Source organism: Bacillus sp. FSL R9-9497, from assembly GCF_038005805.1.
GTDB classification, from domain to species: Bacteria; Bacillota; Bacilli; order Bacillales; family Bacillaceae_G; genus Bacillus_A; species Bacillus_A cereus.
This window is the reverse complement of sequence record NZ_JBBOTY010000001.1, coordinates 3101699-3125004: the sequence shown is the minus strand read 5'-3', so window position 1 is coordinate 3125004 and position 23306 is coordinate 3101699. Positions and strand designations below refer to the sequence as shown.

The following is a 23306-nucleotide window of genomic DNA, read 5'->3' as shown; positions in this document are numbered from 1 at the left end:
ACATATTAACTAATGAACTTCTTTCGAATAAATTTCACTTTATTAGTATAGTGTATTTAGATGAATAGTGATTAACAAGACTATTTAGTATCTACTAAATAAAAAACAGGACCTGATATGCATCTATCAGGTCCTGTTTCACATAGACATTATACATCGATATTTTCCACACATTATCAATGTTTGTAATGTAGTTAGCCTTTTGAGTCAGCGATAAAATCAGATATTATTTTTTCGATATCGAAAGGAGTAATCCCTTTATTCAAAGAGAAAATAGTTTCTGCTTCTTCGATGTCTTGAACGAGTTCACCTCTAGCTTCAATATGTAATCGGAACAAGTCATATAAATTCGGTTTAACTAAATTAGTTAAAGCCTTTCCAACTAGTATCATACCTTTTTGATTAGCTTCGATGGTATTATCATAAGTTAGATCTCTTGTAAGAGACAAATCTGTCCAAATCAATTTTCGTTCCTTTAAGTCTACAATAACTGGAATAGAGATTTGGGTGTCGGCAGTAATATCCACTTTATCTTGAACAGTAGAAGGTTCAAATATTTCACCTGAACCAGGATATTGACGAACCATCCAACCAGTAAAGCATTCTGGTAAATCTTTATATGGTTGGTCTGTGTAAGAAAGCAAAGTCATAACTACATAGCGTCCACCATATTTCAGCACAGACGGAATATCGAAATCAATGAATTCAGATGCTCCCTTTGGTGCAGAAGTAATATCTCCGCTATGGTAGGCTTTGAAATTTTTTGAACGTAAGTTCGTGAAGGATACATGTTCTTTGTATTGCCAATCTTCGTCGTACATTGCAGCAGACAAATCAATGTCAACGCGTCCTGTATGTTGTCCATTCACATAGCCTTCTTTCCACCATAGGAAAAAACGAATCGTATCTCCTTCTGGCAAATCTACTTTACTTCCTCGAGATAATGTGCGAAGCGCTTTGCTGGCTGAACGTTGAGAGAAGGGAACTAAGTGATTTTTTAACTGTTCATCCAAAAATACTTTTCCGAGACTTGGAAGTTCTGCGAAGCGATTTTTTAAAGTATCTTCACACATTTTTACAATCATTAAACAAATATCCTCTGAGATAAATGGAAGTGTATTTTCAATACCTATAGCTTTTGCTACATTTCCCTTTGGAAAAAATGTACGAAATTCATTTTTATCATTTCGATGCTTAAAATGAGCCGTGAGTTGAAGTAATACAGGAGTAGAAACGTTTCCGATTATACTTAGAAACTCTTCGAGAATATTGAAAATATCTGTTGACTCATTACTACATAAACGGATTAAATGATCCAAGCGTCTGGCAAATTCCCCAGGGCGAGTTTTTAAAAGGTTTTTTGCTGTCATGATATCACGATTCAACAAAGCTGCTTCTATTTTTCCATTAAATGTTTCAACTTTAATGTTGTTGCGAAGAATCTCAAATGCTCGGTGGGTTTTTGGGAAACGAGTATGATATTCTGCTGGATGAAGAATTTCACCTAAACGAATCCAACGTTTTTTGTATCGAAGCATATCTTCTGTAATGTTTCCGCATTGCTCTAACAATCCTAAAAGGAAGCGTCTTTCTGCTCGGTTAAACTTCTTGAATCGAACGGAGGATGCTAAACTCACATCGCCTTCAGATAAAGCAACTGCAAGGCGAAGAACATCAGTTGCCGTTTTAAAATACTTTGCAACAGCATCGGCTGATATTTTTCTGTTTATTAATAAAACCCCAATTATAAAAGACATATTTTCCTTATGAGGGATTACATTAGGTAGAAAACAGGAAACATCTTCAGTGTGTGTAATAGCCCATTCTACATCTGTCTTATCAGTTGAGGAAATAGAGCTGTTTGCACGAATCAATTGAGAAATCATTTGATTGAAATCTTCTTCACTTCCTAAGTCAATAACTTTCAAATCAACGCTATCTAAAAGAGGAAGTCGTTCTTCTACTTTTGATACAGGTAGGCGCAACGTCACATAATGAATAACGGCATTGATGTATAAATCAGCGTCACTTAAATCCATCATTTGTTGCGGAAAGTTTGGATACATAGGAGTAAACTGAATATGTGCACCAACCATTTCTTTTAAATGTTTTACCAACTCTTTGTAAAACGATGTGAATGCATCAACCGAAAGTGTTTGCAACTCTTCTATTAAAGGCTCAGAAAAAGTAAATCCTAAACTTTCCAAGTTTTTTAAAACAGTGGCTAAATACATGTTCGGTAGTTTATTTTCTTCTCTTTTTATAATTACTTTCAAACTTCTTCTTATATAAATAGAATTTTTCATGAGAACGCCAGCTATTCACTCCTTATAAAAGAGGGGAATAGTCCGACTGTCCTCCTTTCAGTGGTAGATTTTTATTTTCACATGCATAAACACACTAATTGTAGAAAAATGCACAGAGGTTACATAGCTATTTTTTAGTGAAAAATTAGGGGTATAACATTTAGTTGTTAAGTGGTAATTTGTTAATGAAGAAAAGAAAACCTCTACATCAATGGTTGATAAACTAAAGTTTATTCAATCCCAAAGAAGAAAGAGGTTTTATAGTTTAATTATTTTCATAGGAAATTGACAACTCTAAAACAATTTGAAATTTCTACAAAGAAGGAAGAATTGTCATAGCCTATGTGTTTAGCAGGAAAGTAACATCCCTATTTCGCCAAAGAAGTTAGAAGGAAGGAACGTCATAGCCTGCTTTATTAGTATATTCTCTTGCGAAGAGCAATTCAAGTATACTGTCTGATTTTTTATATTTTTCTTAAAGGGGAATTGTCATGTTTATCAATTAAATATGTTGAAGTATCCAAATATGAATACAAGCTGTTATTCATGAGAATTTAGTTCGTTTGTAGCGTTTTGGGAGCAACTTATTCTGTTAGATTAATAGATATAAGGAAGCAACACTTTTGAATGATTTATTACTTGTAAGTGGCTGTTCAATGCATCGTACTATTAAAAAATCTAAATTTAATCATTAAATTGCGATAAAATGTGGTCGGAAATAATGAAATTTTAGGAAAAATAAGGTACACTAGTTTATGATTTTAGTTGAAAATCGTTTGACGTTAATGCATACGGGGGAAAGATTGATGAACAACAATACAACAAATGAATCAGTTGAAGAAATTGATCAAAAACGAGTAAGATCAAAAAAACGTTATACAAATTGGAAGTTTATCGTAGTGGGTATTGGTGTAATTGCACTTCTTATTGGGGGAATGAGTTATTATCAGGCAACTCACTTCAATTCGAATGTTACAATTAATGACACAAAAGTTGGTGGTCTGAGCGCTGATCAGGCAATACAGAAATTAAAGACATCTGGACTAGCAAACAAAGTCTATGTTGATCAACAACAAATTTTAGATGAAAAAGATACAAAAACGGAACTTACGGAAAAAGATTTGCCTCAAGTTAAGAAACTATTAAAAAGTCAGTGGACATTTTTCCCTTCCTCAAAGGGAGAAAATTATTCATTGCTACCAGAGAAGGCAGATCAGTATCGTAGTGAAACGATGAAAAAACTTGTAGAAGAAACGCTCATCTCTATGAATGAAAAATTAAAAGCGCCTCAAGATGCTATGGCGAAGCTAGAACAAGGGAAAATTGTTATTTCGAAAAGTGTGGAAGGGAAACAGTATGATGTTACTAGTCTACTGAAAGATTATGATAAGCAAAAATATAAAAGCGAAATTCATCTGAAGTCTGCATACATAAAACCTATTAAAGAAGACGATCCGATTGTCAAAAAAGAGGAGAAAGCACTACAGAATCTTCTTGGGCAGTCTGTTGAGTATAAAGTGCAGGATGAAGTTTATCCTTTAAAAGCGAAAGATTTAATTCAAAATGCCTCTATGTCAAAGGATATGAAAGTTACAATTGATGCGAGTGATATTAAGAAGAAAATTACTGAAATTAATAATGCCAAATCAACATTAAATAAAGATTTCTCATTTAAAACGCATTCCGGTTCAGTCATATCAGTAAAAGGACAAGGATACGGCTGGGCACTAGATGTTGAAAAAGAAACTAAACAAGTTCAACAAGCCTTTGAGAAAGGCGAAAAGTCGCTTTCTGCTTCTAATATTCACGGAAATGGTTGGGAGAAGGAAGGTATCGGTTATAAAACAACATCGAATAATGGCATCGGAGACACGTATGCAGAAGTTTCAATTGCAGAGCAACAAATTTGGATTTACAAAGATGGAAAATTAGTTGTTACAACAAATGTAGTAACTGGTAAACATAGTACTGGTGAAGATACATCACCAGGTGTGTGGTACGTCCTCTATAAACGAACACCATATACGCTAAGAGGTAACGCAGTAGGAAAAGCTGATTATGCGGTTAAAGTAGATTACTGGGTTCCATTCACAAATAGTGGTCAAGGATTCCACGATGCCGGCTGGCGAAAAGACTGGGGAAATAATGCTTATTTAACAGGAGGATCAGGTGGATGTGTGAACCTTCTTCCTAATGTTGCAAAAACTGTATATGATAGTTTGAACACGTATGATCCAGTTATCGTGTATTAAAAAATAGCTACGTATCAAGAAATAAACAAAACAGGAAATCTTACCTGATGGTATATGAAAAAACACCTCTTGCATTCGCATACTAAGTGTGCAAATGTAATGGAGGTGTTTTTGTTTGAATACAAAAGTGTATTGTTAATAAGAAACAAAGTAGGAAGAGATTAAGAATAAGTATTCAAATAGTCAATAAAATTGACAATGAATATCATTTTCACTTAATATAGAATCGTTGCATTTAATTAGACATGAATTTTTTGTTAATATAATAGAGTTCTATTAAGTTGTCACATTTAAGAACTATAATTAAATCTTTTAAGAATTTAAACGTAGGAAAGGGTAATATAAAATGAACTGGAAAAAAGGCGGGTTATGGGTTATTATTTTTTTCGTTGTAAAAGGCACGATTTCTACACTTTTAATCGTTACAGGTGCTAAATATTTTGATTTATCATTTATGCAACTTATCTTATTAATTCTGACCTTATTAGTGATTTCTCTAATAAGTCGAAAATTGCTGTATAGACATAAACAAAATAAAAAGCAAAAAGAGCTAAATATATAATGAAGCCCCAGAGACCGTTGGATTTCTGGGGTTTTATTTCGATAGTGTTTTCATGCTTATACGTTACCATTTGAAAATGTGGAAAATCTTCATACTTCTACAATCTATATAAATGGCTCAAGCTTCACATCTTATGAATTCCTTGAAGCGCTAAACCTAAGCAAAATAATGAACTATCCTATAGAAGAAAGTTGAGGGAGCTAATCGCATATGTTTTATTGAAAGGATGTGATTGAATTATGGAACGGCCGAATTGGGGAATTGGAGGATTAGTATTCGTTGGCTGTATGTTTCTTGGTGGAGGAGTGGGATCTATGTTAGGTAATGCCCAAACTGGATGGCTAATAGGAATGGGCATTGGATTTCTTGGGATGGCTTTAACGAGACTGTTCAGAAAATAATGTAACTGAGATTCTTCTTCTAGTAAATAAGGAAATATGTAAGTAATTCATGGCATAAGAGTTCTATAAATTATAGTTAGAAGCTTCTCTTTTCTAAATTTCTCCATACATAGATATGATTCTCAAATCGGAGAATGGCACCTTAAGGTGTCTTTTTTATGCTCTTTAAAAATGTCTTAACATATATAGCCGAGTTAATTTAAATAATCAAGAATAATTGAGCTAATAGCTCTCGGTAGATTGCCATCATTTTTTTAATACATTAGATTCATTACCGTTTCAGACCTATGTATTCATTCATAATCTAACAGTAAAAGGGGAGATGATTAAAGGTATGGCGATTAATGAGGAATCAATTTGTCAACAGTTTGCAAGAATTATCGGTGGACAAGAAGGATTCGCCGGTGGGAAATGCGTGGCAACAATAAACAGGGATGAAATACGAGCAACAATCTTGGGAAAACGTTTTAGAGTAACCACTTCTTTTTCATTCGAATCACGAGACAATAAAACTGGACGGGCATTATGCCTAGGCCGAGTAGCACTCTTACAAAAAGAAGTCACTGAATTTGTGGCGACAATTATTAAACAAGGAATAATCGTTTCGTCTATACACAATGAGTGGTTATGTGATGATCCAAATTTGATTTACGTTAATATCGAAGACGTTGATGATCCACTAAATTTTGCAAGAAAAGTGAGAAGAGCATTGTGCAATTAACAATTTTTTTTAGTTAATTGATTGATTACGTTAAATAGGAGATTTCAGCGTGTTGAATGTTATAGTTGTAAAATAGATTTAAGTGGAGGGGTTTATAAAATGAAAGAAGGCATTCCGTATTTGGAATGTCTTTTTTATGTTTTTGTTGCTCATGAGGGTGGTTAACTGATTATATGCTGTTTATCTTGCAACAGCAAGAACTGGACGAGGTATCTTTAAAGGTATTTGACTATTTGTAGATACCATATTTTATCAAATGTTATTAGCATATCATAAAACGACAGGGGAGAAATCGCCAGAGAAATACGTCAAATTAGTCATTCCTTCTATAATCTAAGGGGGCGATTTTGTTTTCGAAAAATAATAGGTAAATCATTTGACAATTAAAATAATCTACTTTATTATATGTGCCATAGCATATATATGGTGAAACAAATACATTCATTGTGAATGATTGACTGGTATGCTATATCCTTTTATATCTTAATTTATAGAGGTGATATATGAACTTACATGATTTAATAGGCTATCTTGTTCATCGTACTGATGTGAAAATGACCAATTATTTTACGAAGAAATTAAAGCCGTATGGAGTTACGCCAGAGCAGTGGGGGATTATTAGTGTTCTTTGTAGCCAAAGGAGCACTACTCAAAAAGAATTGGCGGAAGCTATTGATAAAGATCAAACTACTGTTGTTAGAATGATACAGTCAATGGAGAGAAAAGGGATTGTAAAGAAGGCTTTGAATGACCAAGATAGGCGTTCACATAACCTTTTTTTAACTGAAAAAGGTGACGAGTTAAAGAAAACAATCTTGCCTGTAGTGAAAGACGCTCACCATTTCGTTACGAGTAATTTGAGCGAGGAAGAAATTAAAGTATTACAATCGCTATTAAACAAATTGTATGATACACACTATTAATATTTGTTCCTTATTGATGCTATGCTATTCATAAGGAACAAACTTTGTTTTAGGTATTATATATGCTATAGCATATAATTTTCAGCCCTTTAACATTGAAAAGGGTAATGTAAATTGAAGCGACTTCCATACGGGTAATCTCAGGAAATAGGGTAAAGGTAGTGACTACTACCTGAATAATACTGAGTTTTTATCAAATAATAAGAGAGGTGTGATTACTATTTTAATTTTCATCAATATTGTAAAAGTAGTGTTGTTTCTGTTCTTTTTAATGACAGGAACGAAAATTATATCCGGGAAAATGGCAGATGAATTCAAACGATTTGGTTTACCTTCGTTTTTTAATTTCTTAACTGGAGCTTTTGAGATTGTAGGAGCGATTGGAATGTTGATAGGAATTTGGATTTCAACAGTAGCTTTATGGGCAGGCTTGTTATTAGGCGGTACGATGCTTGCAGCTGCATTAACGCTAATTGTATTAGCGAGAGATCCCTTTAAGAAAGCGATACCTGCACTTGTTTTGTTTGTCCTTAGTTTAGGGATAAGTTTGTATCACATTTTTTAAAAATAACCGAAAACTATTAAACTTTCACTTTATGCGTTCAAGTTACTATCATTATGTGATTATTTTACAAATAGGGGGATTCTCAAATTAGTGCTTGAATAATAATAGCAATACTGATTTAGACATTACGATCATTTGAATCATAATCAGTAAAAGAATGGGAAGAATTTTATATTAAAAATAGGAGTGAGTGAAAATGGCATATTTATTACAAGTTGATTTTCCGTTTGAAGGTCCTTTTGGTGAAGAAATGGAAAAAGGATTTTGGGATTTAGCAAAAAGTATTAACGAAGAAGAAGGGTTTCATTGGAAAATATGGACAGAGAATGAAGAAACAAAAGAAGCTGGAGGCATTTATGTATTTGAAGAAAAACAAGATGCTGAAAAATACGCGGAAATGCACAAGAGCAGACTTGAAGCAGCTGGTGTAAAAGATATTAGAGTGAAAATTTTTAACATCAATGAAAAGTTAACGGAACTGAACCGTGGGTATATTAAATAATTTCGAAAGTCGGAGCAAGCGTAAAAAGGAGGGGGATAATCCCCTTCTTTTTTTAATTCTTAAATTGATGGTGAGGGGACTCTTACAAAAAAAATCTTTGCAAAATTTGTGAAAGAAAAAGAGAGATAAAGGTATTTTAACCTTATCTCTCTTTTTCTATATTCATTTATTTTCAGGTAAGGAGTTGATTAGTTATTACTATTTATAAGAACGTGAAGAAGTGTTGATGCCAGTTGGAACTGTTGTAAAGGTTGAGGGGGGCATCCAAGGAAATAGCAGAGATGTGTATGATGATTTGGCGCAGGGGTATGAATCCATCTTCTATGAAATTGTGGGATTATATAAGCATTTATTATCCTGGAGATTTTAAAATAAAATTTACCTAATTATAGAAGTGATTTGAACGTAAGGAAATTGTAAGAAATGCATAAGAAAAAAGAAATTTTTATTATGTAGGATACAAATATAGAGAAGCACAAAAGAGGGAGGATAAATAGGGTTTATTTATACGAAAACCAAACTAGTAACAAGCGCATTCTAAATAAAAAAATCATTTATGGTACTAACATACATGTGAAAAAGAGAGGTTTTACCGTTTATTACAACAGTAGGGATAAAGCCAGAATAGTAGTTTATGTGATGTTTGTAATTGAACAAATAAAAGATGAAATTAATCATTTATCTAAGGAGGCATTTTTTTATGGAAAATAAATTATCTGGGGTGTTAGCCGCTACTTTGGCCCTAACGATGAGCTTGCCAACAGGAGCGATAGCGTCTTCTAGCAGTAAGGCTCCGGTTGTATCTAGCCAAGAAGTTGCTAGTAAAGATTTGGAGAAGATTGCTGCAGAGAACGCTGAACTACTCACGAAGTCCTATGAGACGACTAGCGTGCAGTATGCGCTGATTGATAATGGTAAACTTATTTTGTCGGGGCAGACAGGCAAGAACGACATAGAAGGGAAAGAACCATTAACTAAAGATACTCTATATGGAATTGGTTCAACCAGTAAAGTATATACAGCAGCGGCTGTTATGAAACTAGTAGACGAAGGAAAAGTTGATTTGGATGCTCCTGTTACTGGCTATATTCCTGAGTTCAAAATGAAAGATAAACGATATAAACGCATTACACCGCGTATGCTGTTGAATCACTCCTCAGGTTTGCAAGGTTCGACGTTCAATAATGCATTTTTATTTAAAGATAATGATGCTTATGCCCATGATATCTTGTTGCAACAATTGTCCAACCAAAACTTGAAGGCAGACCCTGGCGCGTTCTCAGTATACTGTAATGACGGTTTTACACTGGCTGAGATCTTGGTAGAAAGAGTCAGCGGTATGAGTTTTACTGAATTTCTACATCAAAAGTTTACAGAGCCATTAAAACTGAATCATACGATAACATCGCAAGACAAATGGGAAGACGAAAAGCGGGCTGGACTGTATTCTCCGACATACCAGGGACAGCTACCAAGTGAAATGGTGAATCTAATTGGTACGGGAGGAATCTCTTCTACTGCAGAAGATGTGGTGCGATTCTCACAAATATTTATGGGACAGGGGAAAGAAATTCTCTCTAATAAAGCAGTCAAGGCGATGGAACAAGAAGAATATAAAAAAGGAATGTGGCCGGAAGATAGCGGAAATGTGTTCAACTATGGACTTGGCTGGGATAGTGTGAAACTATACCCATTCAGTGAATATGGGATAAAAGCGTTGACTAAAGGTGGGGATACGATACTGCAACATGCTACATTGGTCGTGCTTCCAGAACAGAAGATGGCAGCAGCTGTATTGTCCTCCCGTGGCAGCAGCATGACAAATCAACTGTTGGCAAATAAATTACTGCTAGCTAGGCTTAAAGAGAAAGGGACAATTAAGGATATAAAGCCAGATAAATCCTTCGGCAAGCCCGACAAGGCTAAAGTGCCTCAAGATGTGGTAAAAAAAGCAGGATTTTATGGAAATAGCTATAGCCATTTCAAAATAGAAATTACGAAGAAGGGAGAACTGTTTTTACCAACTAAACCGGAAGAAAAATATGTATATACGGCGGATGGAAGCTTTATAAATGAGAAGGGTACTTCCAAGCTTAACTTCGTCACAGAGAAGAATGGAAAAGTTTATTTGAGAGAGAGCACATATGAATTATTACCGGGATTGGGGCAAAATGTGCTGACTCACTATTTAGCCCAGAAATTAGAAAACAATGTGTTACCGAAGAAAACAGCTGCTGCATGGGCGAAGCGCGAGGGTGGCAAGTTCTATCTCGTTAACGAAAAATTTAATTCTATGAACTATCTAGGACAACTAATGCCTCTTAACACACAAATTACGATCAAGGATGGATATTGGGACGGCAAAACAATTACAGGTCCGAATACGGCGACGCATCAAATTCAAATTCCTGTGATGAATGGGCGGGATACAAAGGAAGCCCATTTCTATACAGAGGATGGTACTGAATATATGGAGATGTCCAGCTTTTTATACGTCAGTGAATCTAACGTAAAACCCCTTGATACAGGTCAATTATCGAAAGTTACATTGCAAAAAAATGGGCATGCGAAATGGTTTACGATTCCGCAAGAGGTAGCAGGGAAAACGATGAATGTGGAGTTGCCATCAGGAAGTTCATTCGCGGTGTATGATGGGAATGGAGTATGCGTCAATTTTAGCGTTGTTAGTAATAATAACAAAGTGAAACTACCAGAGAACGGAACAGTTGTATTTGCTGGCGCACCGAACTCCGAATTTACAGTCGCATTGAACTAGCTATAACTCGGGATAGACTTCAATAAAACAGTGCGACATGGAAAAGATATTTTATCTGTATCTTAAGTATTACCTTAAATGATATTACACTTAAATTCTTAGCTTAATAGCAATGGGATAGCACCACACATCCATCAACTTAAGGATTTAGACTATTTTTGAAGTTAAAAGCACGTTACTATTTTCTTATGTTAATGAGAAAGGGTGACGTGTTTTTTATGAATATGAATCAAAAACAAGAATTATCTTTATTCGCTGAAGAGTTATATCGATATATGTCTCCCGCTACACTTAATCAATTAGCCATAGAAGCAGGCGGAATGAAACGAAAACGTAAGTGCCACGGGCACCATTTCTTATCTTTGTGTGTATGGCTAAATCAACAAGTCGCTACTACCTCTCTTACTCAACTATGTAGTCAATTAGAAACTTCAACAGGAGTTTTATTAAGTCCGGAAGGACTTAATCGGCGATTTAACTCTGCTTCTGTAGCCTTCTTTCGAACTGTATTTACTACACTTCTACAAGCTAAAATTGGAGGCGTATCTAAGATTTCTCATTCTCTTTCTTCCTACTTTGAGCGCATTCGCATCCTTGATTCTACAACCTTTCAGGTTCCAGATCGATTCGCATCTACCTATCCTGGTGCCGGAGGATGTAGTCATAAAGCTGGTGTGAAAATTCAACTAGAGTATGACTTGTTGAGTGGGGAATTTTCTGATGTGAAAATTGAGCCAGGAAAACGAAGTGATCAGGCGTATGGTGCGACTCGAACAGGCATGATACAAAAGAATGAGCTGTATATTCGTGACTTAGGATATTTTCGTCTACAAGACTTTAAGTCTATTCAAGACAAGCAGGGGTATTATTTATCTCGTCTTAAGTTACCAACTAAAATATATAGAAAAGAGTTCGAAACAGTGGTATTTAAAACAAAACCCTCTCAATTGAAACCAGTATATATACAAATTCATTTGGAAGACATTATGAAACAACTACAACCTGGCCAAGTGTATGAATTACACGATGTATATGTAGGGAGTAAGGACAAATTGCCTACTCGTATTGTAGTTTATAGGTGTACCGAGGAGCAAAAACAGAAACGCCTACGTGACCGAGCTATTCGTGAAAAGAAAAAAGGAATTACATATACAGAGCGTACAAAGCTTTTACAAGGTATTACGGTATATATGACAAACATTCCTACGGAATGGGTACCAAAAGAGAAAATCTATGATTTATATTCATTACGTTGGCAAATTGAGCTGTTATTTAAAATATGGAAATCTTGGTTTCAAATTCATCGTTGTAAATCTATTAAACAAGAGCGATTAGAATGTCATCTTTATGGGCAACTCATTAGTATTCTATTATGTTCTTCTACTATGTTTAAAATGCGAGAACTCCTATTACGTAAGAAACAGAAAGAGCTAAGTGAATATAAAGCGATGTACATAATTAAGGATTATTTTTCACTTTTTTACCAAGCATTACACAAAAACACCCAAGAATTATCAAAGGTTCTCCTTCGTCTGTTTAACCTCCTACAGCACAACGGACGAAAATCTCATCGATACGAGAAAAAGACAGTCTTTGATATTTTGGGTGTTGTCTATGAGTATACCACTTCTACTCATCAGGTAGCATAGTAAAAAATTGAAACCCGTCAGGGTTTATTTGATATGCCCGCTTTTATAAAATCTACAAAAGATAATAAAAAACTATATGGAAAGACCACATTTTGTTTGAAAATATACCTTAAGTTGATGGATGTGGGATAGCACCACATGTCTACTAACCTAAGAAAATAAATCAACCCCATGTCCATCAAGCTAGTAAAAATAAATACCCCAAAAATAGTAAAATTGACATTCTCATAGTAAAAATGTAAAAAATTATTGTTTAGGGGCAGCGTAAAACATTAGTTTGATAGCGATATGGCGCTACTCATAAAAAAAGAAATAGGATAGAATATCCTATTTCTTTTTATTGATATAATAAAATGTAAAGAATAGATCCAAAGTAATGATAATAATTAGAAGTAACAAGTGTATAAGTGCATCAGTTTTTCCGTTTAGTAAAGACTTTACAAAGAAATCCCATTCTGTTTCATAGGGAGATTCTACCCAATTTCGTTGCAGACCTAACACCATTCCATTTATGAAATAGAAAATGCTTAATAGAATCCTTCCAACAAATAAGGCAACTATTTTTATATTCCAATCCTTTATCTTGATTACATAAAGGATTGGAAATAGTATCAGTATCCAAAAAAACAATAATAAAGACTGTATTTCCCATTCTCTCCTCCTAACAAAATGATTGTGTTTTTAATCTTGGTAAATTCTTAGGTTGGAGGTATGTTTCATTGTTACTGGTTAAAAACAAGGGTCGGAATTCCGGCTCCTTTTCTATCCCGCAAAATAAAGGTTTGCTTTATCTCTCCGTCTCAAAAAACTCAATCCACTCTCCATCAGGACCAGCGAAGAATATGTAACGTGTTTCATCTGGTAATGTTTCGATTTCTTCTCCTAGTAAAAAGGTTACTTTTTGTTTCTTCAGTCTTTCGATCTCATCCTCTAATGAATCCACTTTAAAGCAAATGTGATGTACTTTTCCTTCTGCCGGAAGAGAAGAGTTGTAGCCTTCAATGAGTTCTAGTATCGTTTCTTTTGATTCTTCCACACCTAAAAAAGCGAGTTTTAAGTCTGGATTCGGGTGTCCCATACGTTTCATGAGTTGTAAGCCGACTACTTCTTCATAAAATGAAATAGATGTTTCTAAGTTTGCAACCATAAGTCCGACGTGTTCAATTCTTCTAACTGGCATGTAGATTCCTTCTTTCTGAAAATTATATACAATATGTTATTGAAAATTAAGAAAATAAGCAAGATAAAAACCTTACAAATTTTAGCGTTTTATATGGTATAGTGAGAAAGTATGTTTGGGGAGAAGGAAGGAGATTATACGATGAATACAACTACTCAAACTCCTTCATTATCGGAAACGATGAAAGAGTGGCATTATGCATTAGCATATGAAATTAAACATTGGAAAACGATAGGTGGTAGTAAAATTTCTATCATGAATGGTCGTTTTTTATATACAGATTATGAAAGTACAGTATACGTATTTCAGCTTATTTCGGAAGTAAGCTTACCTGAAGGTTCACCCATTCGAATTGAGTTTGATGGTGAGGAAGCGACAGGAGAAGTATTGTCTGTACATGGATTAGAAATAGAACTGAAATTAAATGATTATATACAAGGTGAAATACGAGAAGCTGTTTTATATAGTGAACCGTGGCAATTGTTAGAGCAACTACAAGAGAGGTTGAAGGAAGCACGTAAAGATAAGCTAAAACGTAATCGTATAAAGCGTCTTGTTGATGGGACGAGCAGTCCGAAACATATTGAGAAGATGAAAAATCCGAAAAATGAATTGGCATATCGTGCGTTTTATAATCCGACAACTTACGTATGGGGACCACCAGGAACAGGGAAGTCTTACAATTTATCACGTATTATTTCGGCTCATTATCAAAAAGGAAAATCGGTACTTGTGTTGGCTCATAGTAATGCGGCAGTAGACGTATTAATGAGTGAAGTAACGAAGCAAATTGAGAAGAAAAAGAAATGGACGCCTGGCGAAATTGTTCGTTACGGTTATAGTCAACATGAACATATACGAAATCATGAAACGTTACTTGCGTCGAAGTTAGTTGAAACAACGAACGGATCTTGGGGTGAGGAAAGACTCTATTTAGAAGAGACGCGACAAGAGCTTCGTGAAAAAATCTTATCGTATAAAGCAACATCTGCTGATAAGAAGCGTATACAAGAGATTGAAAGTGATCTTCGAAAGCAAAAGGCTAAAATTAAAGAAGTAGAAAAAGAATATATTGAAAATGCGAAAGTAATCGGCGCAACTTTATCGAAATGTGCCATTGATTCACTTATTTATGAGCGCACATTTGATTTAGTTGTTGTAGATGAAGTAAGTATGGCATATGTTCCGCAAATTGCATTAGCTGCTTCACTTGGAAAACGTATCGTCGTTTGCGGTGATTTTTTACAGTTACCTCCAATTGCGATGGCAAATCATGAACTCGTTCGCAAATGGCTTGGGGAAGATATGTTTTACCATGCTGGGATTGTTGAGTCTGTTAATAAATCAGAAGCACACCCAAACCTATTTATGTTGCAGGAACAAAGACGTATGCATGCGGATATATCGAAGTTTACGAATTCGTTTATTTATAAAAATAGAGTATACGATCATCCGTCTGTTTCAGAGCGTAAAGAACTTGCGCAATTGCAGCCGTTCGCAAATGAAGCGAGTGTTTTATTTGATACGAGCCAAATGGGAGCTTTTTCGTTAAAAGATGCTGCTTCTGGTTCACGTTTTAACATTATGTCTGGTTTAGTAGCAATGCAAATGATGTTAATCGGATTGTTAGACGGTGTGCAATCAATCGGTATTGTGACACCTTACAGGGCGCAGTCACGCTTTTTATCAACGTGTATTAGAGAAATGTTGCAGAGAACGAAATATCAAAACATACCAGTTTTAGCGGCGACAGTTCATAAGTTCCAAGGTTCTGAAAGAGATATGATGATCTTTGATACGGTTGACAGTTATCCGCAAGAACGACCTGGCGTATTATTCTTTGATCACAAAAACCATCGCCTCGTCAATGTAGCAGTGACAAGGGCGAGAGGGAAGTTCATTCAATTATCAGATTGCCATTATATGCGTAAAAACCTTTCAAGAAAACAAGCGTTATCGCAATTAACAGCTCATATAGAACGTCACGGAGATGTGTATGATCGTACGACATCAAGACAATTGTGGGAACGGAAAATTTCGAAACGTTTACGCTGGTTTATGGAAATGAATCTTGAGGAAACGAAAGGGTTATTGAAAGATATTTTAGTCGCAAAACGAAAAATTATTATTTCACTTCCAAGTACAAAACAAGTGGATAAACGAGTATGGCAAGCGTTAATGCGTACAAATGCGCAAATAACAGTGTATAGTGATGGACCAGTTCCACTGAAAAATGTAAAGTTACAAAGACAAAATAAAGCATTCCCGTTTATCGTAATTGATGATGAAATCTTCTGGGCAGGCGCACCCCTTACATCCCAAATGATGTTTGAAGGTAGTACGGAATTTCCGTACGTATGTGCAAGACTGCAAGCACCTGAGACAATTGGTGTATTAAAAGGATTTTTAGATATTCGGTAAATTCGGATAGGAATTCCTTGACTTTTACTTGGAATGAACTTAGAATAAAAAATAATTTAATATAATTTTATGAAAATTCTTATCACGAGAGGTGGAGGGACTGGCCCTATGATACCTCGGCAGCGGATTCGTTATGAATACTGTGCCAATTCCAGCAAGGTAACTTGAAAGATAAGAAAGAAGCTCATTTTGACTGTATATACAGAAGCCTCTTTCTATCTTTTAGAAAGAGGCTTTTTTATGTGAAAATAAAAGGAGGAAGAAAAATGGGAGCGACAGGAGTAGCGTCACAAAGAAAAACAATTGAAGAGAGTATCGAAAGAAATAAGGAAAAGTACATAGAAACAAGTCATGATATTCATGCGAATCCGGAAATTGGTAACCAAGAGTTTTATGCATCTAGAACGTTAAGTTTATTGCTAGGCAGTGCAGGATTTCAGTTGCAGCACAATATAGCTGGACATGAAACGGGATTTATCGCGCGAAAAAGCTCTGGAAAACAAGGACCTGCAATCGCATTTTTAGCGGAGTACGACGCTTTACCAGGACTAGGTCATGCGTGTGGTCACAATTTAATTGGCACAATTAGCGTTGCAGCAGCAATCGCATTATCAGCAACGCTTGAAGAAATTGGCGGGGAAGTTGTCGTGTTTGGTACGCCAGCAGAAGAAGGCGGGCCAAATGGTAGCGCGAAATCAAGTTATGTAAAGGCAGGTTTATTTAAAGACATTGATGCGGCGCTTATGATTCATCCGAGCGGAAAGACAGCGACAACGAGTCCTTCATTAGCAGTCGATCCACTTGATTTTCATTTTTATGGAAAAACAGCTCATGCTGCAGCTTCGCCAGAAGAAGGGATTAACGCATTAGATGCGGTTATTCAGCTCTATAACGGTATTAACGCACTTCGCCAACAACTTCCGTCAGACGTGAGAATTCATGGGGTCATTACAGAGGGCGGAAAAGCACCTAATATTATTCCTGACTACGCTGCAGCAAGATTCTTCATCCGTGCAGCAACGCGAAAAAGATGCGCGGAAGTAACAGAAAAAGTAAGAAACATTGCACAGGGAGCAGCGTTAGCAACAGGTGCAAAAGTAAAAATCCATCAATTCCAAAATGAAATCGATGAATTACTCGTAACAAAAACATATAACGATATCGTAGCGGAAGAACTAGAACTATTAGGTGAAGATGTAAATCGTAAAGAAAGAGTAGGGATTGGTTCAACCGACGCAGGAAACGTAAGTCAAGTCGTACCGACAATTCATCCGTACATTAAAATCGGACCAGATGATTTAATTGCACATACGAATGAATTTAGAGAAGCAGCACGTTCAGAACTTGGAGATAAAGCATTAATTACATCGGCAAAAGCATTAGCGAATACGGCATATCGATTAATTACGGAAGAAGGGTTGTTAGAGAAGGTGAAGGCGGAGTTTAGAGAGGCGCAGAGGAATCAGGGATAATAAGGGGATTAAGGTGCTCTTTTCGCAGAGCAATCTAATTAATAAGTAGAGGTATAAAAAAGAACATTGAAAATCAATGTTCTTTTTTTGGTTACTAATCATTGATTTTGTTGGATTTTCTCATAAAGGAAAAGCTTGTACTGTTAGCGGAGGATAATACGTATCCCTTTATTAGAACGACAATTTCTCCTCAAACTCACTCTTTAAAATAATTAAAGGAGATGACAAGCCAAATTGCATTAAAGAGTCTAAAAATGCAGCGAGAGAATCCATCGAATCGCTCATGACCTTCATCATATAATTAAACTCCCCACTAATTCGATATAAATCTGTTACTTCAGGAGCGGCATTACAAAATTGAATAAAATCAGAGCATTGGCTCGTTTTAAACATGATGAATGCTTGAATGTTTTTATTAATTTTTGCAGGCTCAAATTTCGTTCGATAAGCCGCTATAACTCCTTGATCTTCAAGCTTGTTAATACGTTCTTTTACAGCAGGTTGCGTCATGGATATAATTCGTCCTATTTCTGAAACAGAAATTCTCGCATTTTCATACAACAAGTTCATAATTTTATGATCGATTTCATCCAATTTTACTGCGTTTGGCATTGTGTAGCCTCCTTATTTTATTTTTTTAAGTAAATAACAAATTATAACTATAATATTATAAGTGAACGGACTGAATTACCTATAAATCTATATTTAAAATTATTGGTGTTTGAATAAAAATATAAGTATAGGATTTATCGAATAGAAATTTAGGAAGGATGGAAAAAATGAAGAATCTTGATGGGAAAGTAGCGTTAGTAACAGGGGCGAGTCGTGGTATTGGTCGTGCGATTGCGAGGAGATTGGCAAACGATGGTGCATTAGTTGCGATTCACTACGGCCGAAATAAGGCAGCTGCAGATGAAACGATTAGTGATATTGAATCTAGTGGAGGAAAAGCGTTCTTAATTGAAGCTGAACTCAATTCAATTGATGGTGTCAAAAAGCTAGTAGAACAGTTAAAGAATGAATTACAAATAAAAGTTAGTACATCAGAGATTGATATTTTAGTAAACAACGCAGGGATAGGTACACAAGGGACGATTGAAAATACGACAGAAGAAGTTTTTGATGAAATTATGTCTGTAAATATTAAGGCACCGTTCTTCTTAATTCAGCAAACATTGCCGTTACTACGAGCAGAGGGGCGTATTATTAACATTTCATCAGCTGAAGTACGACTTGGTTTTACAGGCTCAATTGCATACGGCTTAAGTAAAGGTGCATTAAATACGATGACACTTCCTCTAGCTAAACATCTCGGAGAAAGAGGTATAACAGTGAATACAATTATGCCTGGATATACGAAGACAGATATTAATGCAAAATTGCTAGATGATCCGGAAATACGAAGTTTTGCTACGAATTCATCTGTGTTCGAACGAATAGGGCAAGTTGAAGATATTGCAGATGCAGTAGCATTCTTTGCTTCTGCTGATAGCCGCTGGATAACAGGGCAGATTTTAGATGTTTCTGGAGGGTTTTGTTTATAGGTGCACTACTCCATATCCATCAAGCTAATATTTTCATATCCCCCTAAATTTAAATTTTCTTTCTCTACAGATAGCTATTTTGAGAAGCCGCTCATTTTTTCGTTTTGGGGGCATTTCTTTTTCTTAAGTTGATGAGCATGTATGGTGACCTCTATTAGACGATAGTGAATTAACAATTTCGGGGTTCAGTTCAACTTTATTCAAAATAAGATTTTTTTGCAGTAAAATCAATGTTAGTGGAACTTTTTTAATCAAAATTTTTTCTAAATTAACATAAATACTTGCAATATTTAAATTAGTACTATATAGTTCTAGTTATGACAAAGGTAAAATTAATGAATCAAAGACGTGTGATTGAAGTAGCTGCAACATTATTTTTAGAAAAAGGGTTTGCTTATACAAGTATGGATGAATTAGTACGTGTAAGCAAAGTTTCAAAGTCTAATGTGTATTATCACTTTTCTAATAAGGAAGTATTATTAGAAGGGGTCGTTGATTATTGGGTTGAAATGTATCAATCTGCAATTGATGACGTACTTTCTCAGAACCAATTTTTAGTTGAAGATCGTATCCAACTGTTTTTAAAGCAATTATCACAAGGAGTTCAGTCGAGAGAGTATAAGGGGAGCTGTCCATTTATTACTCTTTATATTCAAAGTCCTAAACAGGCCACGCAAATAAAAGAAAAAATAGGTCTTTTTTTTACAGGATTACAAAAGAAAGTTTCTCTATTACTTAAACAAGGGGTAGAGAATGGAGAATTCAGAAATACGATTCATATTGATGAGGTTGCATCACTTTTTATTACAAATCTTGAAGGAGCGTTATTTATTTCAGAAACATTGAAGGATGCAACTGTAATCACGAAAACAGCAGATCATTTTTTAAAATTGCTTCGATAAAAGAAGCATTTTTTTTACATCAAATTAGTACTGATTAGTACTAAAAAAGGGGATTTTATATGAGAACAGTATTTTTAACTGGTGGAACAGGCTTTATTGGAAAGCAATTAGTGAAAGAATTAGCCAAAGAGGATGTGAAAATTCTTCTTTTAGTGAGGTCGAAAAGTAAAGCAATACGCCTTTTTCAAGAAAGAGGCATCTTAAAAAAGGAAGTTATGCACTTTATTGAAGGTGATTTGACGAAAATAGATTTAGGTCTAAGTGCTGAAGATAAGGAGAGGGTATTGAAAACGGATGTGATTATTCACGCAGGAGGCCCCATGGATATTCAAGCGACAAGTAAAGAGGCAGCTTCCGTATTTTTAAATGGCGCCAAACATATTAGTGAATTAGCTAAAAGTATTCATCAATTGAAGGGCTTGCAACAATTTATTCATGTTGTAGGTTATATGAGTCCCTTTGATGATAAAAATAGCAAGATTGCAATTGATGTGTTTAAAGAAGGAAACAGTTATTTGAAAATAAAAAATCCATATGAGAGAACAAAATTTTTAGCAGATCTTTATATCCGTCAGCAGGCATCAGCAGTAGGTTATCCGCTTTCTGTAATTAATCCACCAACTGTAGTCGGTAGTAGCAAAACAGGGAGTACAGAGCAGATAGCAGGATTAGGTTTGCTTGTGATGAGTATGCGAAGAGGGCTCATGCCAGTGATTCCTGGAGGTAAGGGATATAGGTTACCACTTATTTCAAACGATGAGTTTGCGAAGTTTATTGTGCAGGTTTTCAGGTTGGAGCAACCGACTATTCAAACATATACACTTGTTGAAGACAAACAGCACGATCAGAACATGGCTGAGTTATTAAGTATTATGTCGGAAAGTATGAATATGAGGGCACCAAAAATCTCGGTTCCAATGCCGCTTATGAAAACAATTATGAATAGTGGAGTAAGTAAAATAACAAAAATTCCTTCTGATGGACTGAATTTTATTACAAAACGAAAATTTTCAAATGTTTCAGCGAAAAAAATTATGGGAGGAGATTGGTTTAGGAAGACGAGTGTAATGAAATTTTTCCCTGCCGTAGTAGCTGATCTGGATTATCGAATGATGTATCAAAATGGCCAGCATAATCATGTATTTAAACGAACATTATGCGATAACAATACCCTTTACCAATTACAAGGAGAGGGTAAACCGTTTATTTTATTACATGGTTTATTGAGTGATGGAGAGGATTTATTTCCTTTAGCACAAGAGCTTCATGAAAAAACTGGTCAACCTGTATGGATCTTGGATCTTCCAGGTTTGGGGCGTTCTCCTTTTAAACGAGATAAAAATCTTCTAAATATCTATTTGAATGTAGTGAAAAAGTTATTGGAGAAAGCTACGAATGGTGCACATCTAATTGGTCATTCATTCGGTGCATTTATTCTTCTGGAAGCATTGGTACAAGAGTACATAGATAAGAAGTATGCAATCACTTTACTTCAGCCACCTGTAGTTAAAAAAAATGCTAAATCGCTAAATGTTCCTCAATTTATGAACAAATGGACATTAAAACTGGCAACTACTAATTTCATAGAGCGATATTTATTAAGTAATGGTTTGTTTGAAAGTATGGAGAGCATCCCTGAACATTATATCGAAAAAGTAAGTAACAGTTTTACTTCTCCTAGAATTTTAAATACTACGGTTCAGCTTAACAGTTTACTACTGAAAAAAGATCAAGGTGATTTCAAGGAAGTAACAAAGTATAATCTTCACATTATTTGGGGGGATTATGACAGAGGTTATTCTGCTCCATCGTATCTTGGTAAGGTTGATTTTGTTCCATATGGCCATCATTTTCCTCTTAGCCATCCGAGTGAAACGGCAACATTAGTAATGAAAAATAGTGATACTAGCAGATGAGAGTGTGGGATAAATAAAAAGTGTGTAGTAAAATCGTTGTGTTTTTGAAATAAAATCGTACTGTGTGGGGGCCCACCCCATCACTATCAGACTAAGAAACGCAAATACCTCAAAACGAAAAAATGAGCATTTTGTTACAAGATAGTACAAAATTTTGTTCTGGGGGTGCTATAAAATTTTAGCTTGATGGCGATGTGGGCATGGGGTCCCACCAACAAACCGCGAATTTCGTACGCTAAGCAAAATTTGAATGTACTAAAAACTTCCCGTAAGATGCATTCCCTACAACTTCATTTAGAAACTTGAAAAATACTGGGATTTTATATACGAATAGGATGAAAATGGTTTGTATACATAGTTGTGTTTTTGTCAGGGGGATAAGTTCCTAGTAAAATAAGGATACTATAATAAAAGAGAAAGCTTTGCATAATATGCAAAGCTTTCTCTTTATTTACTCACAAAATATCCAATTGTATAGATAATCCATAAGTGGACCGGATAGAAAATATAAAACATATATTTTGTTAATGAATTATTTACACCACGTTCTCCACTGTATAAGAAGAAGAATGGTAAAGCAAATATCATCATCCATTGGTTGTTAAAACCAAATAAACCCATTTCCGTAAAAATTTCTCCAGACATAAGTGATGTTGGTACCTCTATTAATGAAAGTAATACATATGTGATAATTAACCACATTTTCTTCTCTCTAAAGAAATAGAAGATTAATGTCATAATGACGCCAATATCACTTGCTTCTGTAAACAGTCCTAATATAGCCGCAATAATGGTAGCTGGAATTCCTAGTAAATAGTTTTTTGTACGTTTCGTATAATCAATCGTACAAAGTAAAACAATACTCATTCCAAGTGACAAGAAAATATTATTGTGAAGTCCACCTTCCCTTGGGAACAAGTACTGAATTAGCGCTGAACCTGCAAACATAATCGCTGCCCACATAAATACACGTGTAGCATACTTTGTACGATTTCGTGTATAGAAGAATCCTTCCACTACAAAATAGAAGAAAATTGGCGCTACAATACGTCCTGGATGATGCATCCACATTGGTATACCCGGAATGTAAGTATACACGTGGTCAATGACCATAAGGATCATTGCAAAAATCTTTAATTGAAAAGCATTTAACCTCATAATATATAAAACCTCCACTTTACATGTTACTCAGATACTATTAATCTTTTGAAAAC

General features: G+C 35.2%; 18 protein-coding genes, 1 pseudogene and 1 riboswitch. Of the genes and pseudogenes, 14 read left to right on the top strand and 5 right to left on the bottom strand.

What is annotated here, in order from left to right; translation table 11 throughout:
• Nucleotides 1–194 precede the first annotated feature (194 nt).
• The gene (locus MKY21_RS16030) at nt 195–2306 is read right to left on the bottom strand and encodes a TerD family protein (RefSeq protein ID WP_341076825.1); all 2112 of its coding nucleotides are present in this window, start codon (nt 2304–2306) and stop codon (nt 195–197) included.
• A gap of 806 nt (nt 2307–3112) precedes the next feature.
• Between MKY21_RS16030 and MKY21_RS16025 the strand changes: the two genes are divergently transcribed.
• From MKY21_RS16025 to MKY21_RS15985, 9 genes are all read left to right on the top strand, one after another.
• A complete protein-coding gene (locus MKY21_RS16025) occupies nt 3113–4558 on the top strand; it encodes a L,D-transpeptidase family protein (protein ID WP_341076823.1) in 1446 nt (481 codons plus the stop codon).
• Between the two features lie 346 nt (nt 4559–4904).
• Nucleotides 4905–5120 carry a hypothetical protein gene (locus MKY21_RS16020; RefSeq protein WP_001104104.1) on the top strand — a complete coding sequence of 72 codons (216 nt, stop codon included), beginning with the start codon at nt 4905–4907 and terminating at the stop codon, nt 5118–5120.
• Nucleotides 5121–5359: 239 nt separating this feature from the next.
• Complete coding sequence (locus MKY21_RS16015) at nt 5360–5521, top strand: hypothetical protein (protein WP_000441009.1); 162 nt, start codon at nt 5360–5362, stop codon at nt 5519–5521.
• Nucleotides 5522–5855: 334 nt separating this feature from the next.
• Entirely contained in the window at nt 5856–6242 is a 387-nt protein-coding gene (locus tag MKY21_RS16010) for a DUF1259 domain-containing protein (protein ID WP_152121634.1), read from the top strand.
• A gap of 503 nt (nt 6243–6745) precedes the next feature.
• A complete protein-coding gene (locus MKY21_RS16005; RefSeq protein ID WP_001048563.1) occupies nt 6746–7165 on the top strand; it encodes a MarR family winged helix-turn-helix transcriptional regulator in 420 nt (139 codons plus the stop codon).
• A 214-nt stretch (nt 7166–7379) separates the two neighbouring features.
• A complete protein-coding gene (locus tag MKY21_RS16000; protein ID WP_033685496.1) occupies nt 7380–7730 on the top strand; it encodes a DoxX family protein in 351 nt (116 codons plus the stop codon).
• 196 nt (nt 7731–7926) lie between these two features.
• Nucleotides 7927–8232 (top strand): monooxygenase, encoded by a 306-nt coding sequence (locus MKY21_RS15995; RefSeq protein ID WP_000323757.1) that lies wholly within the window; start codon nt 7927–7929, stop codon nt 8230–8232.
• A 700-nt stretch (nt 8233–8932) separates the two neighbouring features.
• Nucleotides 8933–11008: a serine hydrolase domain-containing protein gene (locus MKY21_RS15990; RefSeq protein WP_341076821.1), complete on the top strand. Its 2076-nt coding sequence runs from the start codon at nt 8933–8935 to the stop codon at nt 11006–11008.
• Nucleotides 11009–11226: 218 nt separating this feature from the next.
• Nucleotides 11227–12657: an IS4 family transposase gene (locus tag MKY21_RS15985; RefSeq protein WP_001056973.1), complete on the top strand. Its 1431-nt coding sequence runs from the start codon at nt 11227–11229 to the stop codon at nt 12655–12657.
• A gap of 327 nt (nt 12658–12984) precedes the next feature.
• Here the strand turns inward: MKY21_RS15985 and MKY21_RS15980 are convergent.
• Together MKY21_RS15980 and MKY21_RS15975 are read right to left on the bottom strand one after the other, a co-directional pair.
• A pseudogene (locus MKY21_RS15980) lies at nt 12985–13309 on the bottom strand (hypothetical protein).
• A 135-nt stretch (nt 13310–13444) separates the two neighbouring features.
• Nucleotides 13445–13837: a VOC family protein gene (locus MKY21_RS15975; protein WP_001145285.1), complete on the bottom strand. Its 393-nt coding sequence runs from the start codon at nt 13835–13837 to the stop codon at nt 13445–13447.
• 111 nt (nt 13838–13948) lie between these two features.
• Here MKY21_RS15975 and MKY21_RS15970 point away from each other — a divergent pair, with 111 nt between their 5' ends.
• Together MKY21_RS15970 and MKY21_RS15965 are read left to right on the top strand one after the other, a co-directional pair.
• Nucleotides 13949–16258, top strand: a complete 2310-nt coding sequence (locus tag MKY21_RS15970; RefSeq protein WP_002000162.1) for an AAA domain-containing protein — start codon at nt 13949–13951, stop codon at nt 16256–16258.
• A gap of 76 nt (nt 16259–16334) precedes the next feature.
• Nucleotides 16335–16436: riboswitch (SAM riboswitch) on the top strand.
• Nucleotides 16437–16524: 88 nt separating this feature from the next.
• Entirely contained in the window at nt 16525–17730 is a 1206-nt protein-coding gene (locus MKY21_RS15965; protein WP_341076820.1) for a M20 family metallopeptidase, read from the top strand.
• A 171-nt stretch (nt 17731–17901) separates the two neighbouring features.
• Here the strand turns inward: MKY21_RS15965 and MKY21_RS15960 are convergent, their stop codons facing one another.
• The gene (locus MKY21_RS15960; protein ID WP_001132318.1) at nt 17902–18342 is read right to left on the bottom strand and encodes an Lrp/AsnC family transcriptional regulator; all 441 of its coding nucleotides are present in this window, start codon (nt 18340–18342) and stop codon (nt 17902–17904) included.
• Nucleotides 18343–18509: 167 nt separating this feature from the next.
• On the opposite strand from MKY21_RS15960, the gene MKY21_RS15955 reads away from it, so the two are divergent.
• The 3 genes from MKY21_RS15955 to MKY21_RS15945 all read left to right on the top strand — a co-directional run bounded on the left by MKY21_RS15955 (nt 18510) and on the right by MKY21_RS15945 (nt 22092).
• Entirely contained in the window at nt 18510–19274 is a 765-nt protein-coding gene (locus MKY21_RS15955; RefSeq protein ID WP_000792678.1) for an SDR family oxidoreductase, read from the top strand.
• 335 nt (nt 19275–19609) lie between these two features.
• The gene (locus MKY21_RS15950) at nt 19610–20176 is read left to right on the top strand and encodes a TetR/AcrR family transcriptional regulator (RefSeq protein WP_341076815.1); all 567 of its coding nucleotides are present in this window, start codon (nt 19610–19612) and stop codon (nt 20174–20176) included.
• 59 nt (nt 20177–20235) lie between these two features.
• Entirely contained in the window at nt 20236–22092 is a 1857-nt protein-coding gene (locus tag MKY21_RS15945; protein WP_047386514.1) for an alpha/beta fold hydrolase, read from the top strand.
• 447 nt (nt 22093–22539) lie between these two features.
• Here the strand turns inward: MKY21_RS15945 and MKY21_RS15940 are convergent, their stop codons facing one another.
• The gene (locus MKY21_RS15940) at nt 22540–23250 is read right to left on the bottom strand and encodes a TraX family protein (RefSeq protein WP_001238740.1); all 711 of its coding nucleotides are present in this window, start codon (nt 23248–23250) and stop codon (nt 22540–22542) included.
• Between the last annotated feature and the right edge of the window lie 56 nt (nt 23251–23306).